The following is a 15,617-nucleotide window of genomic DNA, read 5'->3' on the forward strand; positions in this document are numbered from 1 at the left end:
ATGACACTGACGCGCATCAACGATGAAGAGGCGTGGATGTACGACGGCTCGATCCGGGTCGCGATCATCCGTCGCGTGAGGATCGGGCGGCCGTCTGCGCTGCTATGGCGCTCGGTGACCGGCGACGAGAACCCCGACCAGCGCGCCCTCGTCGGGTACTTCCCGAGCGTGCAGATGGCGGCCGCGGTGACGTGGCGATCCTGGGATCAGCGGCACAAGCCAGTCGAGAGGCACAGCCTCTCATGACGTCAGTGGCTTCTTCGGTGCCGTTACCCTATCCGCATGACGCAACACCAACTTACGGCTTCCATTGAGTCTCTACCAAGCAGCGTTCTCGGAACTCACGAAGATCTAGAGCTAGTTGCCGAAGGTGCCATCAAAGCTGTGCTTGCAAAGCGAGGAATCAGCGTGAAATTCGTAAGACCTCAGCTCGGCGGCGTCTCGGAGATAGTGGTTTCGCTCGCCCTCGCCATGCTGAGATCTATATGGTCTAAGATCCAGCGAGCCAGGAAGATTCGTCGTTCATCAGAAGCAGCTGAGGATGCAGGCTGGTCTCTGACCTATCGCCTCACGGTTCCAGAAATCGCGTCCACCGCGGCGCAACGGGCCGCGTTGATTACACACCTGCTCGACCTGACAGAAGCAATCAAATCGGAGCTGCATTCAGATTTCGGAGAACATCTCGCTGTGACCTCTCGCGTCATCCTAGAAGGGACCGGGCATGAAATCACGGTCCTCCCCACCGCACTGAGCGGCATGGGGTACGACCGCTTGGCGGCTATTGCTTCGAAGGCCGCCAGACATCACACCAGCACCGTCGTCCCGCGCACGCTCTGGACTGGATCTGCCGTGAAGGCAAGCAAGACATTGCCACCAATCATGACTATCTCTGGCACGGGCAACACGGCCTCAGACACCCCTGACTAGAACAGCAATAATGCCCCCGCCGCTCCGAAGAGCAGCGGGGGCGCAGTGCGTAGAGTCAGCGTCGGCGGGCAACCGTACTCAGTAAGAGCTAGCCGTGACCCGCCCAGGGGAGTTGGGCGACTGGGCGTGGCGTGCTCGAGGAAGGCTTACGCGTCGATGGAGACGGTGCGAGCGAACGAAGCATCATCACAGGGAGTGCCATCTCATTTTCGATCTCGGGCGCACTGTAAGGTGATGGGCCATAGCGCTCCTGCAAAAGCCTGAAGAGCAAGCGGGGTGACTCCGCGCCCACCTCGACCGGCTCGTTCTTTCGCCAACCCCTCGCAGAAAGCTGTTTCCACAGTGTCTGCGACCGGGCTGCGTCAATTTGCTCGACCGCCTGGGCTCGCATCAAGATCGCCTGAATCGAAAGCCCCCAAGTGGCCTTCACCCGGCGCAAATCTACTAACGTCGCATCGTGGGCGACATGCTCTCGAACCTGCGGGGCAGGGATCAGGAACGCGCCAGCGAACAGGTTAGCTTCACGCTCCGGGTCTGAGGAACGCCGGAAGCTGTGCAACACGAGATGCCCGAGTTCATGCGCAAGCGTGAATCGATCGCGGTCTCCTCGAACCTGCATCACACCGATCAGGGCGGCCTCGCCGCGACCTGCGGACCAAGAGACCCCAGAGTGCTTGACGAAGCCGTCATCATGGCCATTCATAGTCGCCACCGCCACCCCTGCACGCTCAAGCGCACGTGTGACATTGGAGATCGGAGCGTCTGCAGCGATTCCCAGAATCTCACGAGTCTGCTGCGCAAGTTCATCGATGCGGGCTACATCGAGCAGTTCAGCATCATCCTGAACTGCCAGTAGCTGCTGGCGGGGATAACCAGAGCCATCAAGCAGCGATTCTGTGACTCGGAACGCCTCCGAGAAGAGCTCATGGACGCGCGCCGTATCAGACACCCGCGCGCCCGACTGCTTGCGATAATGCAAGCTATCGCGGGGAATTGAACGCGGAGTTACCGTGAAGTACTCGAGCGGAAGTGCCAACGCCGAAGAGAATGCCACCGCGAGCTGCTCCGTGAAATCTCGCTGATGCTTCTCCACCATCGAGACCATCGATTGCGCTACGCCAGCCGTCTCCGCGAGCGCAGTCTGAGTCACCCCGGTGAGTGCGCGAGCGGAAATGAGGCGCTCAGGCAGAAACACTGCCGGCCCCTTCCTGCGTTTCCTCAGCCGCTTCACGCTTACTGGGCATAACCAGATCCTCCTCGTCATCGCGCGTATCGAACCCGCCATCCTCAAAGAACTCGAGATCATTGAGCGGAATCGAGAGGTCCGTCTGGGCCTTTTCGCCGTACTTCCAGGTCCCGACTGGATGCACAACACGCATGAAAGCCGTACCGGCCGCGAAGTCCGCGGTCCAGAGCAGGAGAAGCATCTCAACACTGCGAGCCACCAGTGCCTCATCATCGAACAGGCCTTGATTCGAATACCAGTACTGCCGCGCAAGGTTCGTACCCGGGGCCGGTACGACTCCCGAAGTGTGCAGGAATCGAAGCGCGAGGCCTTCGGTGCGCAGGTGGATCGGCGTATTGTTGCGCTGCCCTAGATCCAGCGCCCATGGCCCCAGATCCACACCGCACAGGCGCTTGTGCATGCGGGCACGAGCCATATGCACGCGAGTCGGCTGATAATGGTCGGTGTGAGGGATCTCAAGCACTGAGGCGGCAGATTCGGCGGTCGTTACAGCATCTTCGCTGATCTTGGCCAGGGTTCCGGCGATGGGTGCGAGTGCCAGTCGCACCCGCTCATGCAAGGGTGTGTCCATGCGAGTGATAATATCACAATGTATTACACACCTCCTGGAATCCTCCAACTCCAAGGCTGTGGCACAGCCTTGCGTGAAACGCAGAAACGCGACCCCGCCGCTCCGAAGAGCAGCGGGGTCGCGTTTCAATTGCTGTCATATTCTGACAGAACTGGTGCGGTTGGCAGAATATGACAGCCAACGTAACCAGCGTCAGTCGACGGCGTAGCGGGGCACGTAGTGCGGGCGCGCATCGGATCCGAGCATGATGCGTTCAACGGCCGGCCAGCGATCGCCGAGCCACTGCGCGAGCCTCTGGTAAGCGAGGATCACGAGCGCGATCACGAGCGCCTGCAGCAACGCGAGTGCCGGCACCGACACGATGCCGGCCTCCGCGATCACGCCGTCGACCCACGCGAGCGCGGCGGCCAGCGCGGGGATCTGTGCGACGAGGCGGGCGACGAGCACGGCGATCAGGGCGGCCATGATCGTGCGCCGGTCCTGGTTCTTGCGATCGGTCTTGGTCTGGGTGGTCATGGGGTTACTCCTTCATGAAGGGGGGCAGGGTGTCTTGGGTCCAGGTGCCGGTCTTGAGCATCTCGACGCGGTGCGCGTGCAGGCTCTCCTTGAGTTTGCGGTTCTCAGTGAGCGCCGCGGCGTGCGCGTCGACTTGCTGGCGGCGCTGCTCGGTGGACTGTTGGATGCGGTTGGCGAGGATGCGGCCGAGCCACACGAGGAGGGCGCCCGCGAGGGTGTACCAGAGCTTGTCGGGGCTGTCGATGATTCCCACCGGCTACCCCCTCGGCTTGAACGGGTACCGCCAGATCATCCCGAGACGGAGCGCGAGCACGCAGGAGGCGATGAGGATCACACCGGCCTGGGTGAGTCGCGACCCGGTGGACTGGAAGTGGAGCACGATCACGATGTACGCGTACGCGGCGAGACCGGCGACCATCGCGACGATCGCCCACCGCTCGAGCTCCCACCATTCCCGCCAGCCCGCGAGCATGCCGAGCGCACCACCGACGAGGAACATCAGGCCAACGACGGTCATGCCGCCGGCCCCGAACACGCCCTCGAGCGATTGCGGCGGCCACGCGAGCGTCACCACCCCCGTCGCGACGAACAGGGCGTAAGCGCAGGCGTACACCGTGGACGCGTAGCGAGGTTCGGGGACGAGGCGCAGCCAGCGCGCCCGCACCCACCCCGCCACGGCGCGGGCAGGCTGTGCGCCGTGCTCGCGCGCCCACACGATCGCGACCGCGCTCGCCGCGAGCACGAGCAGCGCGAACCCAGCTGCGGCGAGCGCGGTCGCGATCGGGCTCACGCGTACTTCTCCTTGAGCTCGAGCCAGCGCTCCACGGTGACTTCCATCGGCTGTCCGAACTGGCTCGCGAGTGCGTTCGCGTACTGCTTGCGGGCGCCGTTCTTGTCGTACTCCTCCCAGGAGCCCTTCACGCCGGGGCGGTAGATCGCGTATGCGGGAGAGCCGTCCTGCCGGGCGCCAGTGGTCAGAACAATGAGATGCATGGGGTCGTCCTTTCGTCGTCGCGCACGCGCGAGCGCCGCGGCCTTCTGAGACGCGGCGAGCGCCGGCGTCTTGGAGGTGTGGAAGGCGCCCACGGTGAGCGCCTTCGGGCGGAGCGCGCCGAGCACACCCCGCGGGATGAGATCCGCGATCTGCACCGCGCCCGGGTTCTGGGTGAGGCAGCGCAGCATCCCGTTCGCGAGCACCTCGAGCAGGGTCGCGATGTGCGAGAGCGGGTACCAGACCGACCCGTACTCCCAGATCACGACGTCGCCCGGGCGGAAGGGTTGGCCGGCGGGGATCTTCTCGAACCACTGCCCGAGGCCGGAGCGGTCGAAGTGGTGCCAGACGTTGCAGGCCCAGCCCGCGTGCGGGCCGGTGCCGCCGGCGTTCGTGTATGTCGGCCACGACGGAACGCCGAGGAAGTTCGTCGCGTAGTGCGACTGAATTGGCCTGGTTTGAGTTCCGATCTTTATACAAGGATGGAACTACGATGCCAAGCAAATATGACCCTGAACTTCGCCAGCGCGCACTTCGGATGCTCGCCGAAGCCCGTCCCGAGCACGAGTCGCTGACCGCGGCCTGCCGACACGTCGGTGGGCTCCTCGGAGTGAGCCCGGAGACGCTGCGCGTGTGGCAGCGCCGCTACGACATCGATACCGGCGCGAAGCCTGGCACCTCGATCGATATGGCCCAGGAGAACCGGCGGTTACGCCGCGAGGTGAGCGAGCTCCGTAAGGCCAACGAGGTACTCAAAGCCGCGAGCGTGTTTTTCGCGAAGGAACTCGACCGGCCACGAACGAAATGATCAGATTCATCGACGAGTACCGTGATCGTTTCGGGGTCGAGTTCCTCTGTCGTACGCTGCGTGCGGCAGTTCGTGGGTTCCTCACCTCCCGCGGATACCGGGCCGCGAAAGCCCGGTCGGCCTCAGCCAGGCAGCTGCGCGACGAGTTGCTCCTCCCTGAGATCCGGCGGCTCCACGCGAAGCACTATGGCGTGTACGGGCGCCGGAAGATGCATGCCCTGCTGAAGCGTGAGGGGTGGAAGATCGGCCGCGACCAGACCGAGCGTCTGATGCGGCTCGCCGGCGTGCGCGGGGTACGGAAATCAAAGCGCGTGTTCACCACACGCCCTAACAAAACGGCGGCACTGCCTGCCGATCTCGTCAACCGGAGATTCGCCGCTGACGGGCCGCGCAAGCTCTGGGTGTGCGACGTGACCTACGTCGCCACCTGGTCTGGGTTCGCCTATGTCGCGTTCGTCACTGACGTGTACTCGCGCAGAATCGTGGGCTGGAATGTCGCTGCGACGCTGAAATCTGAGGTTCTGCCGATGCAGGCACTCGATATGGCTGCGTGGCAATCGGGCGGCAGGCTCGATGGCCTGATCCATCACGCCGATCACGGGTCGAATTACACCGCCATGGTCTATACGGATCGCATTGCGGAACTCGGAGCAGTGCCCTCGACCGGGACGGTCGGCGACAGTTTTGACAATGCCATGGCTGAGGCGGTCAACAACCTCTACAAGACCGAACTGATCCGACAGCAGGGCCCCTGGCGGACGGTTGAGCAGGTCGAACTCGCGACCCTCGAATACGTGTGGTGGTGGAACCATGAGCGCCTTCACGGGGAGCTCGATATGCGTACCCCGATCGAGGTCGAGCAGGCCTACTATGCTGAGGCCGAGGAACTTCTGTCACCGACAGGTTGACAGGAAAACCGGTCGGAACTCAAACCAGGCCAATTCACCTCGCACCCTCCTGACCGTCACCGGCCCAGATGCCGAGGATGTCGCGTTCCCCGTTCACGGTGACGCCCATCACGACATAGAACGGGGTGTTCCTCACCTGCCCGTCACGGACCTTCACCACGATCGCGTCGACGAAGATCACCGGGTAGAGCGCATCCAACGGCCTGCTCGACCATTCGGCGAGTTCCCCGGCGACCTTCTCGGTGATCCGGCTGATCGTGTCCTTGGAGACCTTCGCCCCATAGACCTCGTCGAAATGCGCAGCGATCTCACCGGTCGTCAACCCCCGAGCGGAAAGGGACAGAACGATCTGATCGATGCCGTCCAGTCGGCGTTTCCGCTTGGGGACGATCACCGGCTCGAACGACCCGTCTCGATCTCGCGGGACTTCGATCTCGACGGGGCCGATCTCTGTCAGCACCGTCTTGACCCGCGTCCCGTTACGCATGTTCTCGCCGATTGGGGTCCCGCCGTGCTCGTGGCCGAGGTGCTCGGTCAACTCGGCATTCAGCGCGGTCTCGAGGACGTTCTTCGTGAGCTGGCTGAGCAGGCCGCCCGGCCCCGTCAGGCTCACGCCCTGCTCCTTCGCCTGCGCGAGCAAGCGTTCTGCGAGTTCTTTCTGATCGATGATCTCCCCGGTCACGGGATCAATCATCTCGTCGTCAACAACGACAGTGGTCGTGTCAGCCACGGCCATCTCCTTTCGGATCAGGCCGGACCCTCACACACCATTATTCAGACAGTCCCGGATCAGATCACCAGACTTCTCCAAGCCCGTCGTCTCGAGGTCGCACCCCACGATGCGATCCTCGTTCACCCTCATCGTCGTCTTCGTCATCAGTTCTTCCTCTCAGTCGGCGCATCCGGGCGGGCGAGCTTCGCGAGCGCCGCCGCCGTCTCGTCCGTGACGTGGGTCGTGATGCGGGCGCCACGGCGAGCACGCCGACGCTGCCGCACCCGCTTCACCCGCTCCACCTCCTGCGCACGCTCCGCCGCCGCACGCAGCCGCGCAGCCACCTCGGCAGGGTTCGGGATCTTCTCGGTCACCGGTTCGTTCCTTCCTCGGAATGGCCCTTCGTTCGGTGCATGGTGCAGAGCCCGCAACACGGTGCGAACTTCTGGGTGAAGCAGGCCGGGCCGGTGCAATGCGTAGTGCAGTAGCTCGGTTCGCCGTCCCGTGGCGGTCGGCACTCTCTGGTGGGCACGATCATCACCGTGCGCCGCTTCGCCGTCGTCAGAGGCGACCCGACGACGGTCGCGCCAGGAATGTCCGAAGCAATCGCCTCAGCCGCTGCTCGCAGAGGGAACGGACCCCGCCTGCCCCTGAACTCGTAGGGTCCGTCAGGCACGGTGACGGTGAACTCGAGTAGTTGGCCGTACTCGTCCCGGTGCGGGTGTCGGCGAGCGAGGTCGGATAGATACTCGGTTCGGGTGCCGGGCCTGCCGCCCGCCTCGATGTCGGCCTCAGCGATGGACGCGATCCGATTCGTCGTCATCGGCTCGTTCCTTCCTCGGCGGCGAGCGCCTGGCCGCTGTCGATCAGGCCGTAGGCGGCGAGCGCGGTGCGCATCGCGTCGATCCAGCGCCCTTGCGAGGAGTGAGATTCTCGGGCCCACTCGCCAGCGCTGAAGAACGATTCGTAGAACGCTCGTGCGGCGCGCTCGGTTCGCTGCTCGACATCCGCGAGCGATATCGGCGAGGCCATGTACCCGCAGCTGCACGACTCCATCAGATAGTGCTCATCGGCGACCGGGCACTCGTCATTCGGCTTCGGCTGAGCGGGGCCGGCTGGCGAGAGATCGGGGTACGGGACCGTGAGGCTCACCCCGTTGCCGATCTTGATCGAGGCGCGCAGACCCTGCCGGGATGGCACGACATGCTCGAGTTCGCCCTCGATGCGGGCGGTTACCCGCGTTCCTGCTTCGAACATCAGGGCCTCGCTTTCGGTGATGCGGCATCCGCCGCGGTGGTCGTTGGTGGGTTGGGGAAGTCGTCTTCGGTGAGGCCGATGCGTTGCAGCACGTCGACCACGGATGCGGGGAAGGTCCGGGGGAACACGTGGCGCCTCACTTCTGGTTCGCGACCATGAGGTAGCGGTAGCCGTCGCCGGCCGTGAACATCACCGGGCCGGGGCGCGGCGACGACGGCTCGTGCGTGAACCACGCCTGCACTTCGGTGGCTCGGCACGCCGAGAGGCCGTCGAGCACGAGTTGCGGGCGGAGCCTCACCTGCAGATCCAGGTCGCCATCGAACGCGACCTCGAAGCCGTCCTCGATACTCGACGCATCCCCCGTGCCCGTGAGAGAGCACTCCGACTCCGAGAACGTGAACTGCAACGCATCCTCCGGTGCGAGCGCCAACGCGCCCCGCGAAGTCGCTGCAGACATCGCGTCAACATCGATCAGCGCGGTCGAGCGAGCGCGCTGCGGGAACAGGCCCGCGACCGGCGGGAAGTTGCCCGCGAGCGTCTGCGACATCAGACGGCCCCGCTCCCCCTCGAACACCACCGCACCCGACGACGTGAGCGCGAGCGAAACCTCCTCCGACGATCCGAGGGACTTCGCCGCCTCACGCATCACCGACGCCGGCACAGCCACCGTCGCGCTGCCAGTGGTGGCGCACTCCACGGCGAACATCGCGACCCGGTAGCGATCCGTCGCCGACAACGTCACCCCTCCCTCGGACACCGCGAGGTGCACGCCGATGATGACGGGCCGCTCCGGTGCGGACTTCGCAGCCGCCAACGCGACCCGGCCCACCGCATCCTCGAATCGGGCGCCGGACATCGAGAACAGGGGCTCCGCATCGAACGTTGGCTGCGGGCACTCGCCCACCGGCATCAGCGGCAGGGACGCGCGCACCGAACCGCATCGGATCAGCAACTCGCGCTCACCCGCCTCGAACACGACCGGCTTCGCCGGCAGCTTGCCCACGATCCGTAGCAGCGTCGCAGCGTGCACCACCGCAGCCCCCTCGGCGGAGATATCCGCGTCGATCGTGGTCTCGGCGGCGGCCTCGTAGTCGTAAACAGTGAGCGTCAGACGACCCGACGCGGCGGTCAGCAGCACGCCGGCGAGCACCGGCTGCAGGGGGCAGGCGGGAGACATCGCGGCCACGAACGAGAGCGCGGCGGCCAGGTCGGCACGGTCGATCGAGATCTTCACTTCGAGCCACCCTTCGCGGCCTGCTCCCAGATCGGAGGACCGAACACGCTGCGCAGGAACGCCTCACTGCGGGGAGGCTCGGGCGGGTAACAGGACTGGCGGCGGGACTGTCTGAATAATGGTGTGTGAGGGTCCGGCCTGATCCGAAAGGAGATGGCCGTGGCTGACACGACCACTGTCGTTGTTGACGACGAGATGATTGATCCCGTGACCGGGGAGATCATCGATCAGAAAGAACTCGCAGAACGCTTGCTCGCGCAGGCGAAGGAGCAGGGCGTGAGCCTGACGGGGCCGGGCGGCCTGCTCAGCCAGCTCACGAAGAACGTCCTCGAGACCGCGCTGAATGCCGAGTTGACCGAGCACCTCGGCCACGAGCACGGCGGGACCCCAATCGGCGAGAACATGCGTAACGGGACGCGGGTCAAGACGGTGCTGACAGAGATCGGCCCCGTCGAGATCGAAGTCCCGCGAGATCGAGACGGGTCGTTCGAGCCGGTGATCGTCCCCAAGCGGAAACGCCGACTGGACGGCATCGATCAGATCGTTCTGTCCCTTTCCGCTCGGGGGTTGACGACCGGTGAGATCGCTGCGCATTTCGACGAGGTCTATGGGGCGAAGGTCTCCAAGGACACGATCAGCCGGATCACCGAGAAGGTCGCCGGGGAACTCGCCGAATGGTCGAGCAGGCCGTTGGATGCGCTCTACCCGGTGATCTTCGTCGACGCGATCGTGGTGAAGGTCCGTGACGGGCAGGTGAGGAACACCCCGTTCTATGTCGTGATGGGCGTCACCGTGAACGGGGAACGCGACATCCTCGGCATCTGGGCCGGTGACGGTCAGGAGGGTGCGAGGTTCTGGCTGCAGGTGTTCACCGAGCTGAAGAACCGGGGTGTCGAGGACGTGCTCATCGCGGTCTGCGACGGGCTGAAGGGTCTCCCGGAGGCGATCAACACCACTTGGGAGCAAACGGTCGTCCAGCAGTGCATCGTCCATCTGATCCGCAACAGCTTCCGCTACGCCGGGCGGCAACACCGCGACGCGATCGTCCGTTCCCTCAAACCCGTCTACACGGCCCCGTCGGAGCAGGCGGCGAAGGATCGGTTCGAGGAGTTCGCCGCCGAGTGGGGCGGACGGTATCCGGCGATCGTGCAGCTCTGGAAGAACAGCTGGGCGGAGTTCGTGCCGTTCCTCGAGTATGACGTCGAGATCCGGCGGGTGATCTGCACGACCAACGCGATCGAGTCAATCAACGCTCGCTATCGGCGCGCCGTGAGAGCTCGAGGGCACTTTCCCAACGAGGCCGCCGCGCTGAAATGTCTCTACCTCGTGACGCGGTCGCTTGACCCGACTGGCGGCGGAAGGGCACGCTGGGTGATGAGGTGGAAGCCCGCGCTGAACGCGTTCGCGATCACCTTCGCCGGACGGTTCGAGAAAACCACTCACGAATGAAAACCGCCGGATCCCACACACCGTTTATCGGACAGACCCGCGTGATCACGGGGTCTCCTTCCGGTCTCGGCGGCGAGCGCCGCGGTCGTTCGTGGTGTCGGTGGTGGTCTTGGTGGTGGGCCAGACGTGGCCGCAGTCGCAGCGGTGCCAGGCAACCGAGTGGTTCGGGAAGCGCGTGCAGACGTGAGTCATCGCGCGCGGCTTGCCGGGCTGGACGCAGCGGCCCGGCTTCACAGTGGTGCAGGTGCGGGAGGCCACGAGCTACTCCCCTCGCCCGCACGCGCAGAGGTGCCCGCACCGGGTGCCGTGCTCGTGGCCGTGGGGGCCGTCGCAGGACGGGTCAGCGCACGCATGCCGCTCGGTGGGGCGGGCGTCGGCGGCGAGCGCGAGCGTGTTCAGGGTCGGCAGGTTGGTGAGGTCGTCGCTGAGCAGGCCGCGGGCGATGTCGAGGGCCTGGTCGTGGCCGAGCTTCGAGGTGTACGTGCGGATCCGGTCAGCGAGCGCATCCTGCAAGAGGAAGACGTGCGCGGGCGTGTAGGTCTGCTGCACCTCGAGTTGGAACAGGTGGCCCGGCCCCCAGATGTCCTCCGACTCGGGAGCCTCAGCCTGCTCAGCTTCGGCCCGCGCGATGTCGTCCTTGATGGAGTTCTGCTTCGTCATCGTCGTCTCCTACAGGTTGCGGATCGCGGCCATGCGCGACTTCGTCTTGAAGGCGTCGAACACGGTCAGAGCCGCCTCGATCAACTCGGCCGGATGGGTGTCGGTCGGGGGATCACACAGCTCGACCTGGCCGTCGTCGTCCTGCAGGTGCCAGCCGTAATCCATGCCGAACATGTCGAGCCGGTAGATCGGCGTCGACGTCGGGTCAGCCCACGAAGGCACCATGTAGCCGAGCACCGTCGCCGGGCCCGGGTTCTCATGCACCCACCCGTGCTCCCCCGTCGTGCCCGACCCCGTCAACAGGATCAGGTTCGCCGGGGAATCAGTGCCGCCACGAGACCGCAACTGCCGGTGATGATGCGAGTAGCGGCCCGCCGGCCCCGACGTCTTCGGAACGCCCGACATCACCGAGCGATCCATGTCCCGAACATCCACGACCTCGCACGCCGCCCGATACGTCCACCGCTTCTTCGTGTTCTCGGTCACAGTGCGACTCCGTTCGTGAGCTCGTCGTAGCGGTGCGAGAACCCCGTCAACGCGACCAGCGCGCCAGACGCGAGCGACGCCTCGATCTCCATGCGCAGGCGATGCTCCGATGCCTCATGCAGCACCGCCGAATCGCGGGCACGATCCCGCTCACCCTCGAGGCGTTCCACCTCGTCAGCGAGCGCCGCATTCTCGGCCAGGTCCGGCCACGACGGGCGGGCGACCCGGCGCGCGAGGATCGAGTTGATGTGCCGCTCGAGCGAGACGTGCTCGCGGTCGGCCTCGTCCTGCAGCGCGGTGCGCGTCTCAGTCGAGAGGGTCAAGGTCAAGGTGTTCACGATGGGGCTCCCGTCGTCGTGGTGGTCAGGTGTGCTCGATGCGGCCGTCGTCGGTGAGGTACTCCTCGGGCTCGGGGGCGGCCTCGAATCGGGGGCCGGGCGGCGCGGCGGCCGGCGTCGACAGTGCGGCGTATTTCGACGCGGTCTGCCAGATCTCGAACGCCATGCGGGTCGTGCGGCACGGGCCGCAGGGTTCCTCGGTCCCCCACGGTTGATGCTGTGAGCAGAACGGGGACGGGGGTCGCGGTGCATCGGAGTCTGGGGTTCGTGAAGGGGTGCCGTCGCCCGCGCCCGCTCGCTCGCTCGCGCTCTCGCGCTCCCACGTGCCCTCCCCCGCGCACGCGCTCGCCCGCGCTCTCGCCTCTACCGTGAAGGTCTCCTGAGACGTTCGTGAAGGCTTCATGAAGCCTTCCGGCGGCGGGAACGCCGAGCCGCGCGGGTCGGGGTGCTGCACCGCGGGCCACACCCGGATCTGCAGCAGACTCCGCCCCCGATCGTCCACGTACAGGCGCAGCCAGTGCACCGCGCTGAGCTGGCCGAGATGCTCGGCGAGCAGCTGCTCGGTCATCTGCTCGTCGTGCTCGTAGATCTCCGCGAGCATCCGGCGCAACCGCACTTCGGCGCGCCCCCAGTCGTCCACGTACAGGCGCAGGCCCGCCGCCGTCACCCGCACCTGGGCCGGCAAAGACCCGATCTGCGGATCGGTGAAGTCGGATGGTGGCAGCCACCGCTGCCGAGCGATCTGCATGAACTGCCACTCCTCTGAAGAACATCTGCTGCGCGGCCAGGTACTCGGCTTCGGACTCGACCCGGAACGCCTCACGGAACCCCCGCCCGCCGGGGAGTAGCCGCGCGCCCTCCGCCTCGGTCGAGAACGCGGGCAGGAAGCGGGCGCGCAGCTCGGCGAGCACGTCGACCTCGACGTCGGCGACGACGTCGCGCACCATGACCGGGGCGGCCGCATCGAGCGGGATCAGCCCGTCGAGTTTCGCCGTCACCATCGACCACACCCGATCCGGGAGGCCCGTGCGGTTCTCGGGGCGGCGGCGTCGGGTGCGCTGCGTGCGCCCGATCTTCAGCACGCCCAGCTGGGGCCACCAGACCAGATACACCGTCCACAGGCCCGAGCCGACATAGACCCGGCTATTCATCACGACCACCTCGCGAGGTACCGGTCGACCCGGCGCGAGAGGTCCACGAGCCAGTGGAAGGCGCGCAGGATGCGATGACGAGGATGAGCATGACGAGCAGCCCCGGCACGACCGACAGGCCCTGAACGATCGGGCTCGTCCACCACAAAGGTGTGAAGGCCGTGAGCGCCGCGGCGACCGCGAGCAGGCACAGGATCCGCCACGCGTGATCGGTCCAATCCATGACGGCTCACCTCACACCGATCGGATCCACGCAGTCGGCCGACCGCTCGTGAATGGTGAAGCGGGCGCCGGGCGCACGGTGCGCGTCGCACACCACCAGGCGCACCGGCAGGAAGGGGGCAGCGGGCGCGGGGCGCTCGACGCGGCGCGGGTGCGAGCACGCGGCCGAGATCGCGTGCGGCTCCTGGCGCACACCGCGCGGCGTGCAGACCTCGGACTCGCACGTCACGAGCGTGCCGGGGGCGATGGTGCGGGGCGGGATAGGCATGATGACTCCTGAAAATGGGTGTGCAGTAGCAGGGCCAGGGCCGCGGTCGGCGCCGGCAAGTGGTCGGGAGGCCGGGGTTAGCCGGTGAGCTCCGGGAGGGGTTCGGCGGCTCGGATCCGGTCGCGGAGCCTGCGAAGGCCCTTCGCGGTCACGCGGATCTGCGGGGTGTCCTGCACGAGCTCGGAGGTGTTCGGGTGGTAGTGGGCCTGGATCTTGTGCGCGAGGTCGCCGCCGTCGACGGCCCACTGGTAGGCCTGCCACCGGCCCGCCGAGCGGTAGATCCACCCGAACTCGTGCAGCGTCTTGAAGAGGCGCTGCTGCCCGGTGTCGATGCCGGCGCGCGCGAGGATCTTCGCGGCGTCCGCCACGGAGTAGTCGCCCTTCGCGGACGCGAGCTCGTCCCAGGCCTCGGCCTTGGGGCGCGCGACGTCGAGCTCGGCGAGCGCCGCGGTAGCGGCCTCGAGCACGAGGCGCATGCCCTGCGGCGTCGTCGGGTCCACCTGCGCGGCGCCATAGCTGCCCGTGCGGCGGATCGCGGGGAGCACCTCCTCGAACACCCACCGCTCGAACCGCTGCGCGTCCGGGAGGCGGCTCGACACGATCATCCGCATCACGTCCGACTCCGGGATCACTCGCAACTGCTGCACGCCGCCCGCGGTGCGAAGGGGGTGGTGATTCGCCACCCCCTTGCAGTGCTGCCGCACCGCGCTCGTCGCATCCGCGTAGCCGAGCACCGCCGCGACATCACGGGCCACGAACCAGGGCTGCCCGTCGATCGACACCACGCGAACCGGCACGCTCCCGTAGTTGAAGAACTCGACCGCGCTCATCGCTTCGATACCTTCCTCGACCTGTACTCCCCCATCGAGACAGGGGCCAGCATCTGCTTCTGGTGCTCGCACGGCTCACACTCGACCCAGGCGACCACGCACGCGGGACGGAACCGCCACTGTGCACCCCGGAACGGCTTGTGCGTCCGAGGATTCACGCCCTCGCGCTGCGTGCCGTGCAGGTCACCCTCGCGAGCCGCCTGGCGGATCGTCTCGGGGTGCCGACCCGCGATCACCGCTGCTCCGGCGGCGCTCACGAACTCCGGCTTAACCCCATCCAGATCAACAGCCTGAGGGAGGCATGCCATCTGCTGTACCGCGCTCATGCTGACCGCCTCCGATCGGCGTCGAGCGTCGCCGGCGCAGTAGGCTGGTCGAACTTGACCGCGACAGAGAGGTTTCCAGCATGGCCGTTCAGCTCCACTACAACGGTTCGGTCTTCGATCTCGACTCGAACCGTGACGACGCCTTCTGGGTGAAGTACATCGACGACACTGTTCAGGCCGTCAATGACGGCGGAGTGCCGCTCCCCCTTGGGATCAACCTGAACGATGGACGCGGAGCCAACCTCTGGCTTTTCCCCGGCACCCCGATCGGAATCGTGGCCGCCCCCGAGATTCTGTTCCCCGCTGACGCCTAGGTTATGGATGCGGCGTACCGTTGCGCACGGACCGCAAGCCCCGATCGTGCCGACAGGGTGAATCTCGCAGAACGCTGCAGCACCGGGCCGTGCGCCCCCTCCACGGGCGCACGGCTTCGTCATTCCAGCGGCGCTCATCGTGCCACCGCCTCGGCGGCGAGCGCGGGAGCATCGGAAATGAGGTCGGCGATGCTCAGACCGAGCACACGTGCGATCGCGTCGAGTTCTTCGAGATTGGTGATCGACGGATTCGTCTTATGCAGGCGGCGCGAGAGCGTGCGCATGGGGATTCCGGATTCTTCGGAAAGCTGCTCCTGCGTCATGCCTCGGGCTTCGAGGGCACGGCGAATGCTTGCCGCGGTGCGCTGAGTGATGGGTGAACTTGCCATGCTGCAATGCTTGC

At 66.0% G+C, this 15,617-nt stretch carries 23 protein-coding genes and 1 pseudogene; 5 read left to right on the plus strand and 19 right to left on the minus strand.

Annotated features, from left to right (window positions below; genetic code table 11):
• Both Leucomu_RS11160 and Leucomu_RS11165 read left to right on the plus strand, forming a co-directional pair.
• Nucleotides 1-246, plus strand: coding sequence for a hypothetical protein (locus Leucomu_RS11160; protein ID WP_128387277.1), 246 nt, complete (start codon nt 1-3; stop codon nt 244-246).
• 36 nt (nt 247-282) lie between these two features.
• Complete coding sequence (locus Leucomu_RS11165) at nt 283-927, plus strand: hypothetical protein (protein ID WP_128387278.1); 645 nt, start codon at nt 283-285, stop codon at nt 925-927.
• A gap of 88 nt (nt 928-1,015) precedes the next feature.
• On the opposite strand, the gene Leucomu_RS11170 is transcribed toward Leucomu_RS11165, so the two are convergent.
• The 6 genes from Leucomu_RS11170 to Leucomu_RS11190 form a co-directional block, all read right to left on the minus strand.
• A complete protein-coding gene (locus Leucomu_RS11170) occupies nt 1,016-2,122 on the minus strand; it encodes a helix-turn-helix domain-containing protein (protein WP_164884541.1) in 1,107 nt (368 codons plus the stop codon).
• Nucleotides 2,109-2,744: a hypothetical protein gene (locus Leucomu_RS15210; RefSeq protein ID WP_164884540.1), complete on the minus strand. Its 636-nt coding sequence runs from the start codon at nt 2,742-2,744 to the stop codon at nt 2,109-2,111. The genes Leucomu_RS11170 and Leucomu_RS15210 overlap by 14 nt, the downstream gene beginning before the upstream one ends.
• Nucleotides 2,745-2,936: 192 nt before the next feature.
• Nucleotides 2,937-3,260, minus strand: coding sequence for a hypothetical protein (locus Leucomu_RS11175; RefSeq protein ID WP_128387230.1), 324 nt, complete (start codon nt 3,258-3,260; stop codon nt 2,937-2,939).
• 4 nt (nt 3,261-3,264) lie between these two features.
• Nucleotides 3,265-3,513, minus strand: coding sequence for a hypothetical protein (locus tag Leucomu_RS11180; RefSeq protein WP_017883455.1), 249 nt, complete (start codon nt 3,511-3,513; stop codon nt 3,265-3,267).
• Nucleotides 3,514-3,516: 3 nt separating this feature from the next.
• Nucleotides 3,517-4,050: a hypothetical protein gene (locus Leucomu_RS11185; protein WP_128387280.1), complete on the minus strand. Its 534-nt coding sequence runs from the start codon at nt 4,048-4,050 to the stop codon at nt 3,517-3,519.
• On the minus strand, nt 4,047-4,517 hold the full coding sequence (locus Leucomu_RS11190; protein ID WP_128387281.1) for a hypothetical protein: 471 nt from the start codon (nt 4,515-4,517) through the stop codon (nt 4,047-4,049). The genes Leucomu_RS11185 and Leucomu_RS11190 overlap by 4 nt, the downstream gene beginning before the upstream one ends.
• A 227-nt stretch (nt 4,518-4,744) precedes the next feature.
• Between Leucomu_RS11190 and Leucomu_RS11195 the strand changes: the two genes are divergently transcribed.
• Nucleotides 4,745-5,967, plus strand: a protein-coding gene (locus Leucomu_RS11195; protein WP_128387728.1) for an IS3 family transposase whose coding sequence is annotated in 2 segments (ribosomal slippage) — nt 4,745-5,030 and nt 5,030-5,967 — 1,224 coding nt in all. Because the reading frame shifts where the segments join, the coding sequence is not laid out codon by codon here.
• 37 nt (nt 5,968-6,004) lie between these two features.
• Here the strand turns inward: Leucomu_RS11195 and Leucomu_RS11200 are convergent.
• The 4 genes and pseudogenes from Leucomu_RS11200 to dnaN form a co-directional block, all read right to left on the minus strand.
• Nucleotides 6,005-6,661, minus strand: a pseudogene (locus Leucomu_RS11200) (IS256 family transposase); the annotation flags it as partial.
• Nucleotides 6,662-6,843: 182 nt separating this feature from the next.
• Complete coding sequence (locus Leucomu_RS11205) at nt 6,844-7,053, minus strand: hypothetical protein (RefSeq protein ID WP_128386361.1); 210 nt, start codon at nt 7,051-7,053, stop codon at nt 6,844-6,846.
• Nucleotides 7,054-7,498: 445 nt separating this feature from the next.
• Nucleotides 7,499-7,936, minus strand: coding sequence for a hypothetical protein (locus Leucomu_RS11210; protein ID WP_128386360.1), 438 nt, complete (start codon nt 7,934-7,936; stop codon nt 7,499-7,501).
• Nucleotides 7,937-8,072: 136 nt separating this feature from the next.
• Nucleotides 8,073-9,170, minus strand: a complete 1,098-nt coding sequence (gene dnaN / locus Leucomu_RS11215) for a DNA polymerase III subunit beta (protein ID WP_164884503.1) — start codon at nt 9,168-9,170, stop codon at nt 8,073-8,075.
• Between the two features lie 195 nt (nt 9,171-9,365).
• Between dnaN and Leucomu_RS11220 the strand changes: the two genes are divergently transcribed.
• Complete coding sequence (locus tag Leucomu_RS11220) at nt 9,366-10,619, plus strand: IS256 family transposase (RefSeq protein WP_228407350.1); 1,254 nt, start codon at nt 9,366-9,368, stop codon at nt 10,617-10,619.
• 45 nt (nt 10,620-10,664) lie between these two features.
• Here Leucomu_RS11220 and Leucomu_RS11225 read toward each other — a convergent pair whose 3' ends face one another.
• The 8 genes from Leucomu_RS11225 to Leucomu_RS11260 form a co-directional block, all read right to left on the minus strand.
• A complete protein-coding gene (locus Leucomu_RS11225) occupies nt 10,665-10,877 on the minus strand; it encodes a hypothetical protein (protein ID WP_128387282.1) in 213 nt (70 codons plus the stop codon).
• A 3-nt stretch (nt 10,878-10,880) separates the two neighbouring features.
• A complete protein-coding gene (locus tag Leucomu_RS11230) occupies nt 10,881-11,279 on the minus strand; it encodes a hypothetical protein (protein WP_128387283.1) in 399 nt (132 codons plus the stop codon).
• A gap of 9 nt (nt 11,280-11,288) precedes the next feature.
• Complete coding sequence (locus tag Leucomu_RS11235; protein WP_228407081.1) at nt 11,289-11,765, minus strand: hypothetical protein; 477 nt, start codon at nt 11,763-11,765, stop codon at nt 11,289-11,291.
• Nucleotides 11,762-12,088 (minus strand): hypothetical protein, encoded by a 327-nt coding sequence (locus tag Leucomu_RS11240; protein WP_228407082.1) that lies wholly within the window; start codon nt 12,086-12,088, stop codon nt 11,762-11,764. The genes Leucomu_RS11235 and Leucomu_RS11240 overlap by 4 nt, the downstream gene beginning before the upstream one ends.
• 40 nt (nt 12,089-12,128) lie before the next feature.
• Nucleotides 12,129-12,851, minus strand: a complete 723-nt coding sequence (locus tag Leucomu_RS11245; RefSeq protein ID WP_128386357.1) for a hypothetical protein — start codon at nt 12,849-12,851, stop codon at nt 12,129-12,131.
• 395 nt (nt 12,852-13,246) lie between these two features.
• Complete coding sequence (locus Leucomu_RS11250) at nt 13,247-13,477, minus strand: hypothetical protein (protein ID WP_017883493.1); 231 nt, start codon at nt 13,475-13,477, stop codon at nt 13,247-13,249.
• Nucleotides 13,478-13,483: 6 nt separating this feature from the next.
• Entirely contained in the window at nt 13,484-13,744 is a 261-nt protein-coding gene (locus Leucomu_RS11255) for a hypothetical protein (RefSeq protein WP_128386356.1), read from the minus strand.
• A gap of 77 nt (nt 13,745-13,821) precedes the next feature.
• Nucleotides 13,822-14,574: a phage antirepressor gene (locus Leucomu_RS11260; RefSeq protein WP_128387285.1), complete on the minus strand. Its 753-nt coding sequence runs from the start codon at nt 14,572-14,574 to the stop codon at nt 13,822-13,824.
• A 406-nt stretch (nt 14,575-14,980) separates the two neighbouring features.
• Between Leucomu_RS11260 and Leucomu_RS11265 the strand changes: the two genes are divergently transcribed.
• Entirely contained in the window at nt 14,981-15,214 is a 234-nt protein-coding gene (locus tag Leucomu_RS11265; RefSeq protein ID WP_128387286.1) for a hypothetical protein, read from the plus strand.
• A 134-nt stretch (nt 15,215-15,348) separates the two neighbouring features.
• On the opposite strand, the gene Leucomu_RS11270 is transcribed toward Leucomu_RS11265, so the two are convergent.
• A complete protein-coding gene (locus tag Leucomu_RS11270) occupies nt 15,349-15,537 on the minus strand; it encodes a helix-turn-helix domain-containing protein (RefSeq protein WP_164884545.1) in 189 nt (62 codons plus the stop codon).
• Nucleotides 15,538-15,617 lie beyond the last annotated feature (80 nt).

Source organism: Leucobacter muris, from assembly GCF_004028235.1.
Classification (GTDB): Bacteria; Actinomycetota; Actinomycetes; order Actinomycetales; family Microbacteriaceae; genus Leucobacter; species Leucobacter muris.